We start from the raw sequence: 15,362 nt of genomic DNA on the forward strand, positions 1-15,362 counted from the left end.
TATCACCCACTATGTGATTCTATCAGGAAACCCCAAACCCAAACCCCAACCCCCAACCCCAACCCCCAACCCCCTTTCACCACTCTGGAACAAGGGGCGCTACGCCCGCCTATGCAGGAGCAGTTTTTCTCCAGCGTGATTTTCGTTCCCGTATCAGCTTCCGGTTAATCGTTTCCCAACACAACCCGTCCCGCAAGGGTAAATGGCACGCATTCTGCGCCCTTGCGGGACGGAACGATGCCGGGAAAGCGAATCGTCAGGCGATACGAAGACGAAAATCACACCACTGACGGAGAAAAAACATGACCATTTCCCTGCATACCACCCAGACTAGCGCCCCTAACACCGCAGCGGCGACCAGCTTATCCCCGCTGGAGCAGTCAGGCTCCTCAAAAACGAAGTTTTCTCAAACCAGAACAGATATTTATCAGACCGTCACCGACAACATCATTGCAGCGCTTGAAGTCGGTGTAAAACCATGGTCTTGCCCGTGGCAACGGGTGCCGGGCATGTCTGGGTTGCCTTGCAACTTCGCAACCGGTATCTCGTATAGCGGAATGAATATCATGCTGCTGTGGTGCAGTGCGTCAAAACAGGGCTTCGGTGATTCACGCTGGATGACCTACAAACAAGCACAGGCAGTAGGTGGGCAGGTTCGCAAAGGCGAGCACGGCACGACAGCCATTTTCTATACAACCTTAGAGAAAGAAAACGAATATGGTGGAATCGACCAGATCCCGATGCTGAAAACTTTCACCGTGTTTAACGTTCAGCAAATTGACGGCTTGCCTCTGACAACTGAAACAGTCAGCCCGGAAGCAACCTTTGACCCATTGCCGAAGGCTGAAAATCTGTTCCAGAAGAGCGGCGCAAACATTATTGAGAAAGGACAAAACGCCTTTTTCAGACCCTCAACTGATGAAGTCTGGCTACCAGAGCGCTATCTGTTTTCAGATGCAGCCAATTTCTACGCCACTGGACTGCATGAACTGGTGCACTGGAGTGGTGGTAAAAGCCGCCTGAATCGCGAGATTAAAGGAAAATTTGGTAGTGAGGATTATGCTTATGAGGAGTTGATCGCCGAGCTGGGAAGCGCGTTCCTTATGGCGGATCTGGGGATTCTCGGAGAGGTTCAGCACGAAAGCTATATCGCTTCCTGGCTGAAAGCACTGAAAAACGACAAACGCTATATTTTCAAAGCCGCCAGTGCGGCATCAAAAGCACATCGTTATTTGATGGATAAAGCCTGAGGGCAGGGGCAAGAAGCCGCAAAGGAATGTGGCTTTGACAATATATTCTTGTGGGCAGAGTCGTGGTGGTGTTAAAGGTATAACCTCCCTACGAATTTTTCGTGGCACTGTGTGTCAGGAAAAATTCGCAGGCTGCGGGGGCGGGCGGCAAAGAGCCCGCTCATCACTTTAGATGTATAGGCTCAGACTTGATCTGGCCGTGTTCTTTGTTATAACACGATTCAGCATGACGGTCGGCAACGAGCGAAAAGCGGACGCTGGTGTTCTTTGAATAAATCCGCCTTCTGTGCTTGTGTACTAATCCAGGGAAGAAAAATATTGCGTCGGTGATTTACCCAGCGCTTTTCTGAACATCGTAATAAACGCACTGACCGAATCATATCCCAGCGTTCCGGCTACGCACTGCACGGGCTGACCTTCAGACAGATGGCTCAGGGCAATCATCAAATGCAGTTGCTGACGCCAGCGACCAAAGCTCATTCCTGTCGCCTCTTTTATCAGCCTGGCCAGAGATCGTTCGCTGGTAGCAAGATGAGCAGCCCACTGTTTTAACGTCCTCCGGTCATCAGGATCATTAAAAAGTGCCTCAGCCATAGTCCGGATTTTAGGATGGTCGGATCTCGGCAGGTGGAGCGTTTTAACCGGCACATCCGGTATATGTTCCAGCAGCACCGCTGCCAGCCTTGCGGTCTTACTGTCAGGCGAATAAGCATGTTCCTGCTCTGCAAGATACAGAACAAGCTCGCGGACCAGAGGTGTAATCGCTATGGTACAGCAGACTTCTGGCATCGCTGCCGTGCCGGGCTCGATGAATAAAAAGCACGTGTCTGCATTCTTCGTGATCCGGCAACGGTGGGGGATTTCTCCCGGAACCCAGACGGCATGTCCCGGTGGAACAAGCCACAGCGCATCCTCAACCTCACAGCGCACTGCACCGCGCAAAGAGAGAATAAGTTGCCCCTTGCGATGAGCGTGCGGACTCTGCCCGGCATACTCGCCTGACGATGATACATGCAGGGCGATAGCGGCCTGACTGAAATCATCGGCATTAAACTCTTCCGGCGAGGTCACGGATTTTTTATTAACTGGCATGATTTAGCTATATGTTGTCAGGTTATCTATATTCTGTAACTCATGCGTCCTTTAAAGTCTTTCTTTTTTCAGAGAAAGCAAAACTTATGTCCCACACTACGAACAAGTGGTCTTCAATCCTACTAGTGACCGGCATCCTTTTTATCGCCATTAACCTGCGTGTTCCTTTTACCGCTATCGCACCCGTTTTAGAGTCTATTCGCCATGATTTTGACCTAAGTATCACGGCCGTTGGGCTGCTTAACTCGCTGCCTTTACTGGCCTTTGGCGCCTTTTCTCCAATGAGCGCATCGATTTCCCGCAAGTACGGCCTGGAACGCACCCTTTTTGGTGCCCTGGTCGTGATTTCAGCGGGGATTCTGCTTCGCTCAACAGACAGCGTCTGGGCGCTTTATGGCGGAACAGTGTTAATTGGTATCGGGATTGCCCTGGGCAATGTCCTGCTGCCTGGCCTGATCAAGCGTGACTTTTCCGGCAACGTGGCTTCCGTGACGGGAGCATATTCCATCACCATGGGCGCCGCTGGCGCCATTGGCTCTGCCATTGTCATTCCTCTGACGCAGAGCTGGGGCTGGAACATCGCGTTAGCCATGTTGGTTATTGCACCGCTCCTTGCGTTGCTTTTATGGTTGCCGCAGTTTAAGAAAAAGCATCAACTGCCAGTAGCAGGTGAGAAAAAAGCAGCGACCGTTGCGGTCTGGCGCTCGTCTCTGGCGTGGCAGGTCACCTTGTTTATGGGCCTGAATGCGATGCCGTTTTATGTTGCGGTCGGCTGGCTGCCAGCCATTCTGACAGGCAGTGGGCTCTCCTCAGCTCAGGCTGGTGAGGTACATGGTATCCTTCAGCTTACCACCGCCATTCCCGGCTTGATTCTGGCAGCCACGCTGCGTCGTCTTAACGATCAGAAATTAGCCGCTGCTGGCGTCAGCCTGTTAACCGCAGTGTCCTTTATTGGCATCCTTTATTTGCCAAATCTGGCGATGCTGTGGGCTGCACTCCTCGGCTTCGGCTCGGGTGCCAGCATGATGCTGGGTCTGACCTTCATCGGGTTGCGCACTACAAACGCTGGTGATGCTGCCGCGCTGTCAGGTATGGCGCAGAGTATCGGTTATCTGATGGCGGCGATGGGACCGCTGTTGCTGGGTAAAGTACAGGAGTTGTCCGGAGGTTGGACGGTGCCATTACTGATGACCACAGCAATCTCAGTTGCAGGAGCCTGCACCGGAATGGCTGCCGGACGAGATGCGCACCTGGAACCTGTACAGCAGCCGGGCTGAATGGGTTTACACAACAGGGTACCAGCTGATCCTCTGCGGCGGATGCTTTGATCTTACCCACGTGAAGTGGACACGTCCCTAAGCGAGGGTCTGGTTTTCGAACTGTTCCGGGCTGAGGCCGCCGCAGGCACTGTGACGACGCCAGCGATTGTAATCACACTCTATATAATTAAACACCGTTGCCCGCATCATTTCACGGCTGGTAAAACGTTCTCCATGGATGCATTCCACCTTCAGCGAGTGGAAGAAGCTCTCCGCGCAGGCGTTATCATAGCAGTTCCCCCTGGCGCTCATGCTCCCGTGCAGATTATGCCGCTTCAGTAGCGCCTGATAGTCCGCTGAGCAGTATTGCCCGCCCCGATCCGTATGAACGATAACGTATTTTGGCCGCCTGCGCCGCCATAACGCCATCTGAAGCGCATCGCAGGCCAGGTTTGCCGTCATCCGCGATGACATCGACCAGCCGATAATGGCCCGCGACTAGAGGTCGATGACCACGGCCAGGTACAGCCAGCCTTCAGCCGTACGTAAGTATGTGATGTCTCCCGACCACTTCTGGTTCGGGCCGCTGGCGTTAAAATCCTGCTTCAGCAGGTTTTCTGAGACCGGCAGACCGTGTTCACGGTAGCTTACCGGACTGAACCGGCGTGAAGCTTTTGCCCGCAGACCCTGACGCCGCAGGCTGGAGGCTATCGTTTTCACGTTGTATGTCAGGCCCTGCGCACGCAGCTCTTCTGCCAGGCGGGGTGCTCCGTAGCGCTGTTTAGCCAGGCTGAAGGCGCTACAGACCAGGCTGTCGCAGTTCTGTCGGAAGCGCTGGCGTGCACTGATAACTGTGCAACGGCTCCGCCAGGCATACCAGCCGCTGCGGGCCACACGCAGCACCCGGCACATGCCTTTAATACTGAACTCAGCCTGATGGTTTTCGATGAAGACATACTTCATTTCAGGCGCTTCGCGAAGTATGTCGCGGCCTTTTGGAGAATGGCCAGCTCCTCGTCCTTTTCAGCCAGCTGGCGTTTGAGGCGAGCAATTTCAGCTGCCTGTTCACTCTCGCGCTCAGAGGACGTTGCCTGATTTTTCTGCTTGCTGCGCCAGTTGTAGAGCTGCGATTCGTACAGGCTGAGCTCGCGAGCTGCAGCGGCCACGCCGATATGTTCAGCAAGCTTGATGGCTTCCTGGCGGAACTCCGGCGTGTGTTGTTTACGGGGCTTTTTGGTCGCCGTTGGTTTTGCCATATGAGTCACCTCTGGTTAAGAGTTTACTCACTTAGTCTCGTGTCCACTATTGCTGGGTAAGATCACTTTCCATCGAGGTTCTGAAGCGTCTTAATGGTACCGGAGCCATCTGTACTATCCCGATGAGCGGACTTTTCGGTGAAAAGGCCGCTCAGGGCGATCGCGGTCAGTAATAATATAATAAGCAAGCCTTATGACTGACTTTTAGTGTGCAACGGGGAGCTGTGACAGACGTATCAACTGAATATTTCATCTATCCAGTCTGCAAATGCACGTACGGCGGGTGAAAGAAAACGCTGATGGGGATAAAGCAATGCGACAGGAACAGACGACGGCTGCCAGTCGGCCAGGACTTCAACCAGCGTTCCTTTCTGAAGGTGTTCTGCCACAACGTTCTCAGCAAGCTGCGCCAGCCCGAATCCTTCGAGGCACATTTTTATATAGAGTCCCGTCTCGTTGACGGCTGCCTGCCCCCTGACGGGTACGGACAGCGTTTCTGTTCCCTTTACAAAACGCAATTCGTCTGTACGCCGGCTTTGTCCGGAAAAATAATGAATAGCCCGGTGATGAGATAAATCTTCAGGTGACTGCGGAATACCGTACTCCCTGAGATAATCGGGAGAGGCGCAGGTGATCCAGCGAAATTCTCCGAGCGAACGGGCTACAAGCGTGGAGTTAAGTAACTCTCCGGTTCTGATCACGCAGTCCACGCCCTCCTGAACCAGGTCAACCTGCCGGTCGCTGACGCCGATCATCAGGTAAATATCAGGATAACGGCTGTAGAACTCTTTCAGGTTTGGCATCACGAGGAAGTGCGCTATACCGCCGGGCATATCAACGCGTAAACGGCCACGGGGGCGCCTGTTCGAATCGGCCAGACTGGCTTCCGTATGCTCAATTAAGGCCAGAATTTCCCGGCACTGCGCCAGATACTGCATACCTTCCGGAGTAAGGCTGACCCGTCTTGTGGTCCGGTTCAGCAGACGCACCTGCAGATATTTCTCCAGGTTTTTGATGGTGCTGGTAACAGTAGAAGAAGGCAGGGACAGTGTTTCCGCTGCCCGGACAAAGCTTCCGGCCTCAGCCACCCTTATAAAAACCTGCATAGCCTGAATTCGATCCACCTGATTGCGCTCCTGAATAGCATGTGACGGTGATAACCATCATTATTCGCAAATTCTGAATGATGAAAACACGTTAGTCATCTTTTTCAGCTTAAATAGGAGGCGTATTGTTTTCCTTCTGAACCTGAAAGAGACAATTCAAATGACCGATTACAGCAGAAATATTGTTAACAATCAGACGGCAAATGCGCCGGTAACGCTGATCCGCGGTGCAACCATACTGAGTATGGATGAGAATGTTGGTAACTATGAACGTGGCGATATTCTTGTCACAGGGTCAACCATCACCGCCATCGGTAAGGACCTGAACGCCGAGGGTGCTCACGTCATTGATGCCACAAATATGATTGCTATGCCGGGGATGGTCGATTCTCATCGTCACGCCTGGGAAGGCCAGCTGCGCCGCATCAACCCCAACGCCACCTGTCTGGACGACTATAGCAATGCCACGCACTTCTCGTTTGCGAAATACTATCGGCCCGCAGATATCTATGTCGGTAATCTCCTGACGGCGCTGGGCGCGATTGATGCGGGTATCACTACCATGATTGATAACTCGCACAACAGCCGTACCGCAGCACATGCAGACGCCGCCGTTGAAGCCCTGCTTGATGCCGGAATTCGCGCTATTCATGCTTCCGGCGCGCCGGTAGCAGGCGAATGGGATAAAGCGCACTGGCCGGGTAACTGGCAGCGTCTGCAGGAAAAATATTTCAAAGACAATCCTGAGGGACTGGTTTCTCTGGGCGTCATGGCCCAGCTGGAGCCGGAATTGTGGGCCGAGGCCCGCCGGCTCGGGCTGCCAATCGTGACCGAATTCTTTGGCGCTGAAATGGCTTCAGAGCTTAAATCACTGCATCAGCAGGGCCTGCTGGGCCCGGACAATATCTTCAACCACTGCACAGCACTGCCTGATGAGGGCTGGGAAATCCTGCGTGAAGCCGGCGTACGGGTGAACGTCTGTCCGCGCTCAGATTCGCACTATGGCATTGAAAGCGGGATGTTTGCCATTGAGGCCGCGCAGCGCCATGGCATCAATCCTGGCCTGAGCGTGGATAACGAAACGTCTTACAGCACAGATATGTTTATGGAAATGCGCGTGGCGTTCTATCTGCAGCGAGTAATGGGTATGCATAAGCAGCACTGCTGTGATTCAGGGCATTCTCTGACAACGCTCCCGGCAGCGCAGCTGCTGAAGTCGGCAACCGTCGATGGTGCGACCTGTGCTGGACTACAGGATAAAGTGGGTAGCCTGACGCCAGGCAAACAGGCCGACCTGATCCTGATTAACGCTGCTGATCTCAATCTCTATCCGAACGGGAATGCCTTCGGGACGGTGGTGCATGCAACTGAACGCAGCAACATCGATACCGTCATGATTGGCGGGCGCATCGTCAAGCAGAACGGCAAAGTTCTGGGCGTGGACAGCGAGCGTCTTCGTGCTGCCATCGATGAATCACGCGAACACCTTTTCGCCGCCGCCGGGTATGAGCCGGACATCTTTGCGGAGAAATTCCTGCCGCTGGTACAGGCAAGCTGACAGGGAATAACAGCATGAGCGCGATTTATTACGTAATAGCTTTTGCAGCGGGTCTTGGTATTACTTTGCAGACGACCCTGAACAGTCAGCTCGCAAAAGGACTCGGGGGCGATCCGGTCACCGCCGCGTTCTTTTCCTTTACGGCCGGGGCGTTGAGCCTCGGGATTTACTCGCTGCTACGTGGAGGGTTATTTAGCTCTCTCGCTGCTATTCCTTCGCAGCCAGCATGGAGTCTGGCGGGCGGCCTGATCGGTGCCTGTGCGTTGTTCAGCTACGTGGTGCTGGCACCGAAAATCGGTTTTTCAGCCCTGCTCGGGCTGGCAATCGTTGGGCAGTTACTCTCGTCGCAGATGATTGACCATTTCGGTCTGCTGGGTGCTGTACGGCGACCGGTTTCGCTGCTCAAACTGGGGGGCATGCTGGTCATGCTGGCAGGACTCGCCATCATGCTTTTTGGTGACAAACTTTCAGCGCGTTTTTTGCCCTGACAGGGTGGGAATAGCTTGTTACTGCCGTCTGCCATAGTGCAGATGGCCTTACGCTTTTGGTCAGGCGCGATGCGAAACTTTTATATGCGGGAGAAATAACATGTTTTCAGTGGCTGCTGATGCCAGAAATTTGCTGGGAGAGTGCCCAATCTGGTGCGAGAGGACACGCAGGATTTACTGGACTGACATTGAAGGCAGCGAGCTGCTTGCCCTTGAAGAAGACACCAGTGTTGTGATGCGCTGGTCCCTGCCTGAGCGCCTCGGATCGTTTGCACTTACTGAACATTCTGACGTTTTACTGATGGGACTGGCGTCCCGATTCGCCTTCTGCGATCTGAATACGGGTATCTTTACGCCGGTTGTGGCGTCACCGGGAGGACCGGGAACACGGACAGGGGATGGTCGGTGCGACCGCGAGGGTAATTTCGTCTTCGGGACCATGGATGACGGATACCCCGCGAAAGTCATAGGAAGATTTCACAGGCTAAATGCAGCGACACTCAGCATTGAGACGCTACCCCTGCCTGAGGTGGCCATCCCGAACAGCATCTGTTTCAGTCCGGACGGCAGCACGATGTATTACTGTGACTCGATGCAGGGCCGTATAATGTGCTGTGATTACCCCTCTATGAATAACCAGCGCGTGTTCACTGCAACAGAAGGAAAGGGGGCGCCTGACGGCTCCTGCGTGGACGCAATGGGCTATGTCTGGAATGCCGAATGGGGAGGAAGCCGTGTTGTACGTTATCGTCCGGACGGAACGACGGAGAGTATCCTGCCCTCTCCAGGAGTTCAGAGCACTTGCCCGACACTCGCGGGAGAAGCATTCACAACGCTGTATTGTACCAGTGCCAGCGTGGGTCTTTCTGTGCCGTCAAGGCATGATGGAGCGTTGCTAAGAGCGGAATCAGCCGTATTCCCCGGTTTACCGGAGAGCCGGTTTTCAGCTCACACAGCGTAACCGCTTTGCTATCAGTGCCAACAGGGGGAACAGAGTCTTTCTCTTCACCATATTCGGGTAGGTAGGAAAAAGACTCTGGTATTTATTACAGCAGCTTAAATACGTTTATAATGAGCTGCCCGGGGTCAGGTTTGCATTTATCCAGGCTGCCACGTCGGTAACCGGAATGTTATGGCGTTCATTGAATGTCTGCTTTTTATCCCATGCAACTCCCCGCCCCTGTGCAAAAACGGCACGATACTTAGACATCATGTCTTGCGGGTTGAGCGCGAGTTTATCCATCAGATATTGTTCGCTCCATTCCGTGCAGCTGAAAGGACGGCCAAGCGCTGATTGCAGCTTATCTGCTACCTCTGCGTAGGTCAGTGTATCACCGGCGATATACACAATTTCATTCCGGATGCGAGGAGTTTTAAATACGATCGCTGCCGTCAGCATCCCGATATCATCGGGAGTTGTCAGTGTCATGGTGTTGTCAATACTGCCGAGTGCGTGAACAGTATCGTTCTGCAGATCGACCACACCGAAGTCTGGTTCGAACAAATAGCTCATAAAGATGCCGGTCGAAATGATGACCCACTCAGTTTCATGCTGGCTGCGTAGTAAGTCACGCACGTCAATCTGCGCGTCGAAGATGTCTTGTGGACTGCCGCGTCCGATGGCATCAAAATCGGCACCAAACTGCCATGGGAAATAGCGTGGAATCCGCGCCTGCAGGGCCGCCTGCGCCAGTTTCATCGGTGTATTTATGCCGGCCGCGTACCCCGTGCAGCCAACGACTGTGTCAAATTGCGCAAAGAGGCTGGCCAAATCGTCGACAGAACTCATGACGAGATCGCCCGTGACTATATTGATACCGAGGTTTCTGATTTCCGTGATAACGAATTGTTTTCCAGGTTCATCTGACGTTACGGTGCTTTCGCGCAGCAACACGCTGATTTTCGTTCCCTCCACATCTTTTGCCCGAAGGGCAAGATTTCGCAGAACGGGGAGGCCCAGCTCACCGGCACCGAGCACGAGGATATTTTCAGACGTAGTGTTAAGAGCAGTTTTGTTCATAATCTGGCCTTACAGGAATTGTTGAGCCACTCTAGCAATTCATAACAGGCTAAAAAAGAAGGTACATGCATGATACTGGGAGCTAGTGAGATGGTTCGGGAAGAGATTCTTCAGTATTCGCAGGCTGTATGTAAGGGTCTGAGAGACGATGATGATGGTTTGCGGCGGGAAGTGCTGACTCATGCAGGAAGTCGCTGGTCGCTGGGTATCGTCAACACGCTTGGCGTTTATGGCAGACTGCGTCATGCCGAGATTGGCAGGCGTATGCATGGAGTGACTCAGCGTATGCTGACGCGCACATTACGGCAGCTTGAGCGTGACGGACTGGTTATCCGCCATGATTTCGGTGAGGTTCCTCCGAAAGTCGAGTACGAGCTTTCTGATACGGGGATGGAGCTGCTTGTTCGTATGATTCCGCTATGGACCTGGATTGTCGAGAATGCGGATCGTTTCAGGGAAGACAGGCTTAAATACGACAAACAGAGCAGCATCCCAAGTTCTTAACAAGTTTTCAGGGTAAATGGTAACTTTACTTTGTTCAAGATCTGCTTCTGGCACAAAGCTGTCTGTTAGGTTAGGTTATGGCCTTGAGCCATAAAAATGTTAGCTCAAATCTTCGCTAACATTTTTAGAGGCATTTTACCCGAATTCAATTGTCAATGTGTATTCCTGCATCGCCAGAACGAGCCATGGTGCTACGTGCTGCCGCAATACGCCTGCGAGCAATTTCCACATAATCCGCTTCGCGCTCAATACCGATGAAACAGAAACCTTCCATCGCCGCAGCTTTACCGGTACTTCCACTCCCCATAAAGGGATCAAGTACAGTGCCGCCTGGGGGAGTAACCAGGCGGCAAAGGTAACGCATCAGCTCGGTGGGCTTTACACATGGATGATTGTTACCCTCACCACGGTCTTTTTTGCTGGATTTTGCACAATAAAAGAACCAACTGGCGCTGCTAATTTCTACCTGCTGAGGGTTATCCCGGAACCAGGCAAGTACTGCATCACTGCCATCATGGATAAGATTGGCAGGCCATCGGCCATCAGGGTTTCCTTGCCTGGCGATATCCCCAGCACCTTTATTTCTGCCTTGCCACATGTGGTTAGGATCGGAACCTCCCGGGCCATTTGGATAATCATAGGGTGATTCTCCTTCTGCCAGAGGGATCCTGCATTCACTGATGTTCAGAACGCCGGTACCATGCGCGCATAGATTCGATTCTATAGACCAGTTGAATGACTTACGGGCAAGGGTAATCGGCTCCAGTGCCGGTTTTAACGCATGGTGAGATTTAGGAAAGCCCGAACCGTATACCCAGCCCAACATTCCGTCACGTCCAAATGTCGCGTCCAGTAATTTGAGCTGATCCGGCGACAAACTTTCAATGAGGGCCTGAGCAATGTTGCTGGTTTCGTAGAGAAATACGATCATGTCACGTATTTCAAAGCCCGCATCCTCAATACGCGCTGCCATCCGGTGTTGAGTTCGGGATCCCGAGAAGGACAGTAGATGACCACCGGGCTTGAGTACGCGCAGACATTCTTCCCAGATGGCTTGTGAGGGAACATCTTAGTCCCATGTCTTACCCATGAATTTAATACCATAAGGCGGGTCGGTCACGATGCTGTCCACAGAGTTGCCCGGCATATTGCGCAGTACGTCAAGGCAGTCGCCATGAGTCAGAATATCATGCATGGCGTTCCCTCCCTTCATCATCACCGACAGATGGGGAGGGGGGCCCTTGTTTATCCTTGACACTATTTTCCAGTTCATCGAGGGCGCGGAAGATAAACATTTCTCGGTTCTTCACATCAAATGGAACAGGAACGCTCTTTCTCATCACCGTCCTGATGCTGCCAAACAGCCTGACCAGCGACTCCTTAGTTTTATCATCCGGCATAACATATATCACGTAATGCCAGCGTCCGGCGTCGCTGGCGGTCAGATGACTGTTAATGATGCTGATGTAACGGGCGCGGGTTTTCATCGTTCGCTCTGTTTCCACTGCAACGATGGCACCGCTGCTTAAGGTAATAATGCCGTCCGGTCGGTGCCGGACGCCTGGGTATCGCGACATAAATTCTCCCCGGTCGCCGTTAAGCCAGCCTGTGCCACCTTTTTCCTCAAGGGCGATCCTTACCCGCTGGTTTAACAGTCGATGTTCCAGCGTCGAGTTTTTGAGTTTGCCCGGCTCAAAATAGGCGGGGAAAACCCTGTCATTAGCGCTAACCACCATTGCCAGTCCCTGCATGGTGATCCCCCACAATGATTTTTTCCCGGTCAATACTGGATACTCATGTTTATTCAGGAGACCCATTGAAACCGCTTTATTCAGCAGGTTATACATCGCATGGTTATGTTTCCCTTTATAGCCAACAACTCTTTTTAAGGTCTGGAAATCAGAGAACGTTTCCTCCTTGAGAAAATACAGCAATGCCCGCATTCTCCGTTTAGCGGCTTCATTTCTTTCAGCAACGTTATGAATAAGCATTGATAGCCTCACAGGTTAATGGAGGGTTTATGAATCTGATTTTCTTTTTCGGTATGCGGCGGGTTTTTATGTTCAAATGAAAACAGGTCGATATATTGCTTATTAGCTGGAATGTGGAATAGCTTGGTTGCCTTCGCCAGATCGTTCTGGGTAAAAACAAAACCAACAAATTTGGGGAGGTTAAGCAACATGTTGCTGTCTATATAATATCGTTCAGCCTGGCGGATCATCCTGTCCGTTTCCATCTTCTCCGTCAGGGATATATCTGTTTTAACTTTTCTCATTTCATCGTCAACCAGAATAGAGCCTGTCATCCTTGCCACCCAGTCGGCGGTGTCCGGATCGCGAAGGCGATAAACAAGCATAAACTTGCAGTTCTCAATCACCGAACCGGCAACGGCATCACCCTCCAGATCTGCCGGACAGTCATATAGATCTTTTACCGACTGGTGAGCCATGATGATATGTACACCTTTGTCCCGCGCTGCGCCAAGTCCCTCAAGTGCAGGGCGGGACAGGTGATACTTGAGTTCATCAAGGAAAATAGCGACAGGACGAGGTTTGCCTTTTATCCGGTCACGCGTTTCGGCTATCTGAATCAGGCGGGTTAAAATCATTCGCTGAGCCGATATGATTTTCTGATTACGCATCGAGCCGATGATGTAACAGCAACCGCCCTCATCAAATATTTTCTTTAGTGAAAATCCCTTATTGGCATTAATGGAATTCACTAAAGCGATTTCTTCAAGCTCGCCATAAAAAGCAGGCACATCTTCACTGAGGGATTTCACAAAGTCAGTGTTAAATAAGTCGCGTAACGTCATTCCCTTTTCATAAATAGCTGCCGCATTTCTGGCTGCGCGACGGTCGGCGATACGGTAAAAGTCAGCACCTTCGCCTTTTTTACCCAGGCTGAAACCGGCGTTAAACAGCTCCTCCAGTTGTTCATGAGAAATATCAGCCAGTAAATCAAGCTGAAAATTAAGATCATTCAGGTTAATAAGAACAAATTGTTTTCCCGCTTTCTGACAGGTTTCCCGCAAAACATGTGGTGCCCACTCATCATTTTTAGGATCTTCGACAAATACGCCTTCACCTGAAAGTATTGCCTGATAAAGCAGTACACAGGCACTGACTCCTTTACCAGAGCCAGTGGTGCCGATAAGGTCTGCGTGCTGAGTTTGAAATTCTTCGGGGGTGATATATTGCGGCTGATCATCTTTGTCCAGCCCGATAAAGATACCGTTATTCAGGTCAATATAATCCAGCGGATTATACGCAATGCTGTTAGGCAACATGTCCCTGACTTCACGAACATCCGTTCTGACATTTCTTTCCAGTTTACTTTTTTTAATCATCCGGTGTTTCAGACTGTCGACTTCTCCGGCCAGCAGCCTTCGGGCAGTAATATGAAAAGCCAGACCGGCAAGCGTAAATCCGACAGTCAGTATCCAGAGTGATAATCTGAGCAGGATGTCATTATCGAGCGCTTTAAAGAAAAAACTCAGCCCCTGAATGGTCAGCGGTGACAGAGTACCGAATATGAAAAAGAAGGTGGATACACCCACTACTGATTTTAACCAGAAGGGGGCATTTTTTCTTTCTTCTATTGGCAGGTGAAATATAAATGGCAGCGTCAGCCCGGCAAATATGGACAATATTACCGGGTTGTGTTGCAGCCACAGCAGAAAAACAGAAAAGGCATCCGAAAAGGCATTCAGCCTTTGCATCAGATGAGTTTCCATTGCAGTGATCTCCGGTCTGATTTCGGTGTGGCGGGCGCATCATATGGGCGTCACCGATGGACGTAAAACCCCACGCCCATACGCGACGCTCATCGATGACGCCCATAAAAGGATGAAAAGCACTGAACGCCTCCGGCGCTCATGCCCGTTATCCGCGCCTTCAGATACCAGCCGACCCGTGGTCGTCAGTCCCCTGAAACGCCCGCATGACGGGCAACAGCGTGTTTCCTTTGTCCTGGCTGTACGCCCTGACAGCCGAAAACATGGGGGCAATGTCTTCGCTGAACGCTGCGTCAAATCCCCCAAGGTCAAGGGCGGCACACCGTCGCACGCTACGCGCGACCACCCCCTTTAAGACGGTCGCTTTCGCCTTTTTCTTCCCTTTGCTTGTTCCTCGCAGCGGGAATAAAAGGGAAGCTGACCTTTAAAGAGGGTGGTCGCGCCACGCTACCGGCTTTGGGCCGGAGACTTAGCCGCGACGGTGTGCGGGGCTGTGCCCCCCGGGTAAACCGCTGTCGTGGGCGACAGCTTTTCGCTCGCCGGGGCGGCGAAATTTATCCGGCTCCCCCCGGCCTGCAAAATCCGCGTGGGCGCGGCTGTTTGCAGGTGAGGCGCGGTGCCTGAATTATTTTCGCTCCTTAACCCGCGAAAATATTTCTGTCCGCTGCCTCATTTTTACGGCCCCTGTTTCTTCGCTCCTTAATCCGCGAAAAACAGAAGCCGTAAAAACCTGAAAACCGTCACGCCCTTGCGCCCGGTCCGCCAGTATTAACCACGAACGCGGCCATATTTACTGATAATCTGGCTGATAGCTGCCGGGTTTGCTGAATCACATTCAAGTAAAAACGATTTTCTGGCATCAGCCGTATGGTCAGGAAGAAAGCCGTGTTTATTCTTTTTCACGATATTAAAGAATGCCCGTTCAGCGGAGTGACATTCACTGCCGCCGCTGTTTCCCGTTGTTTTACCGTACATGCATAAAACCACTTCGCATGCATCAGCGGCCATTGCGGATGTTGAACATGACGCCATAACGCCGAGAAATAATAAGGAGAGTATGACTTTCTTCATTTCAGTGACCAGTATGATTAAT

The 15,362-nt window shown here is 52.0% G+C and carries 14 protein-coding genes and 1 pseudogene; 6 read left to right on the plus strand and 9 right to left on the minus strand.

Annotation, left to right across the window (positions count from 1 at the left end; all coding sequences use genetic code 11):
- The first annotated feature begins 302 nt into the window (after positions 1–302).
- Positions 303–1,250 (plus strand): ArdC family protein, encoded by a 948-nt coding sequence (locus tag ACJ8PL_RS10200; RefSeq protein WP_047740636.1) that lies wholly within the window; start codon positions 303–305, stop codon positions 1,248–1,250.
- A 297-nt stretch (positions 1,251–1,547) separates the two neighbouring features.
- On the opposite strand, the gene ACJ8PL_RS10205 is transcribed toward ACJ8PL_RS10200, so the two are convergent.
- Positions 1,548–2,342 (minus strand): AraC family transcriptional regulator, encoded by a 795-nt coding sequence (locus ACJ8PL_RS10205; RefSeq protein WP_047740638.1) that lies wholly within the window; start codon positions 2,340–2,342, stop codon positions 1,548–1,550.
- 86 nt (positions 2,343–2,428) lie between these two features.
- Here ACJ8PL_RS10205 and ACJ8PL_RS10210 point away from each other — a divergent pair, with 86 nt between their 5' ends.
- A complete protein-coding gene (locus ACJ8PL_RS10210) occupies positions 2,429–3,619 on the plus strand; it encodes a CynX/NimT family MFS transporter (RefSeq protein WP_442531170.1) in 1,191 nt (396 codons plus the stop codon).
- Positions 3,620–3,697: 78 nt separating this feature from the next.
- Here the strand turns inward: ACJ8PL_RS10210 and ACJ8PL_RS10215 are convergent.
- A pseudogene (locus ACJ8PL_RS10215) lies at positions 3,698–4,857 on the minus strand (IS3 family transposase).
- Between the two features lie 236 nt (positions 4,858–5,093).
- A complete protein-coding gene (locus tag ACJ8PL_RS10220; RefSeq protein WP_047740646.1) occupies positions 5,094–5,981 on the minus strand; it encodes a LysR family transcriptional regulator in 888 nt (295 codons plus the stop codon).
- Positions 5,982–6,123: 142 nt separating this feature from the next.
- Here ACJ8PL_RS10220 and ACJ8PL_RS10225 point away from each other — a divergent pair, with 142 nt between their 5' ends.
- From ACJ8PL_RS10225 to ACJ8PL_RS10235, 3 genes are all read left to right on the plus strand, one after another.
- On the plus strand, positions 6,124–7,521 hold the full coding sequence (locus tag ACJ8PL_RS10225) for an amidohydrolase family protein (protein WP_047740647.1): 1,398 nt from the start codon (positions 6,124–6,126) through the stop codon (positions 7,519–7,521).
- Between the two features lie 14 nt (positions 7,522–7,535).
- The gene (locus tag ACJ8PL_RS10230; RefSeq protein ID WP_012539997.1) at positions 7,536–8,009 is read left to right on the plus strand and encodes a DMT family transporter; all 474 of its coding nucleotides are present in this window, start codon (positions 7,536–7,538) and stop codon (positions 8,007–8,009) included.
- Positions 8,010–8,109: 100 nt separating this feature from the next.
- Positions 8,110–8,970, plus strand: a complete 861-nt coding sequence (locus ACJ8PL_RS10235) for an SMP-30/gluconolactonase/LRE family protein (RefSeq protein ID WP_047740649.1) — start codon at positions 8,110–8,112, stop codon at positions 8,968–8,970.
- A gap of 105 nt (positions 8,971–9,075) precedes the next feature.
- On the opposite strand, the gene ACJ8PL_RS10240 is transcribed toward ACJ8PL_RS10235, so the two are convergent.
- The gene (locus tag ACJ8PL_RS10240; protein WP_047740651.1) at positions 9,076–10,029 is read right to left on the minus strand and encodes an aromatic alcohol reductase; all 954 of its coding nucleotides are present in this window, start codon (positions 10,027–10,029) and stop codon (positions 9,076–9,078) included.
- A 69-nt stretch (positions 10,030–10,098) separates the two neighbouring features.
- Here ACJ8PL_RS10240 and ACJ8PL_RS10245 point away from each other — a divergent pair, with 69 nt between their 5' ends.
- Positions 10,099–10,533: a winged helix-turn-helix transcriptional regulator gene (locus ACJ8PL_RS10245; RefSeq protein WP_197769050.1), complete on the plus strand. Its 435-nt coding sequence runs from the start codon at positions 10,099–10,101 to the stop codon at positions 10,531–10,533.
- 145 nt (positions 10,534–10,678) lie between these two features.
- Here ACJ8PL_RS10245 and ACJ8PL_RS10250 read toward each other — a convergent pair whose 3' ends face one another.
- From ACJ8PL_RS10250 to ACJ8PL_RS10270, 5 genes are all read right to left on the minus strand, one after another.
- Complete coding sequence (locus ACJ8PL_RS10250) at positions 10,679–11,584, minus strand: DNA-methyltransferase (RefSeq protein ID WP_224251940.1); 906 nt, start codon at positions 11,582–11,584, stop codon at positions 10,679–10,681.
- A gap of 18 nt (positions 11,585–11,602) precedes the next feature.
- On the minus strand, positions 11,603–11,728 hold the full coding sequence (locus tag ACJ8PL_RS10255) for a hypothetical protein (protein WP_256376340.1): 126 nt from the start codon (positions 11,726–11,728) through the stop codon (positions 11,603–11,605).
- The gene (gene mobC / locus ACJ8PL_RS10260; RefSeq protein ID WP_047740652.1) at positions 11,721–12,524 is read right to left on the minus strand and encodes a MobC family replication-relaxation protein; all 804 of its coding nucleotides are present in this window, start codon (positions 12,522–12,524) and stop codon (positions 11,721–11,723) included. The genes ACJ8PL_RS10255 and mobC overlap by 8 nt, the downstream gene beginning before the upstream one ends.
- Positions 12,525–12,532: 8 nt before the next feature.
- Positions 12,533–14,269, minus strand: a complete 1,737-nt coding sequence (locus tag ACJ8PL_RS10265; protein ID WP_099817080.1) for a type IV secretory system conjugative DNA transfer family protein — start codon at positions 14,267–14,269, stop codon at positions 12,533–12,535.
- Between the two features lie 768 nt (positions 14,270–15,037).
- Positions 15,038–15,340: a TrbM/KikA/MpfK family conjugal transfer protein gene (locus tag ACJ8PL_RS10270; RefSeq protein ID WP_071844520.1), complete on the minus strand. Its 303-nt coding sequence runs from the start codon at positions 15,338–15,340 to the stop codon at positions 15,038–15,040.
- Positions 15,341–15,362: the final 22 nt, after the last annotated feature.

This window comes from Serratia sp. CY83965 (assembly GCF_052166375.1).
Classification (GTDB): Bacteria; Pseudomonadota; Gammaproteobacteria; order Enterobacterales; family Enterobacteriaceae; genus Serratia; species Serratia marcescens.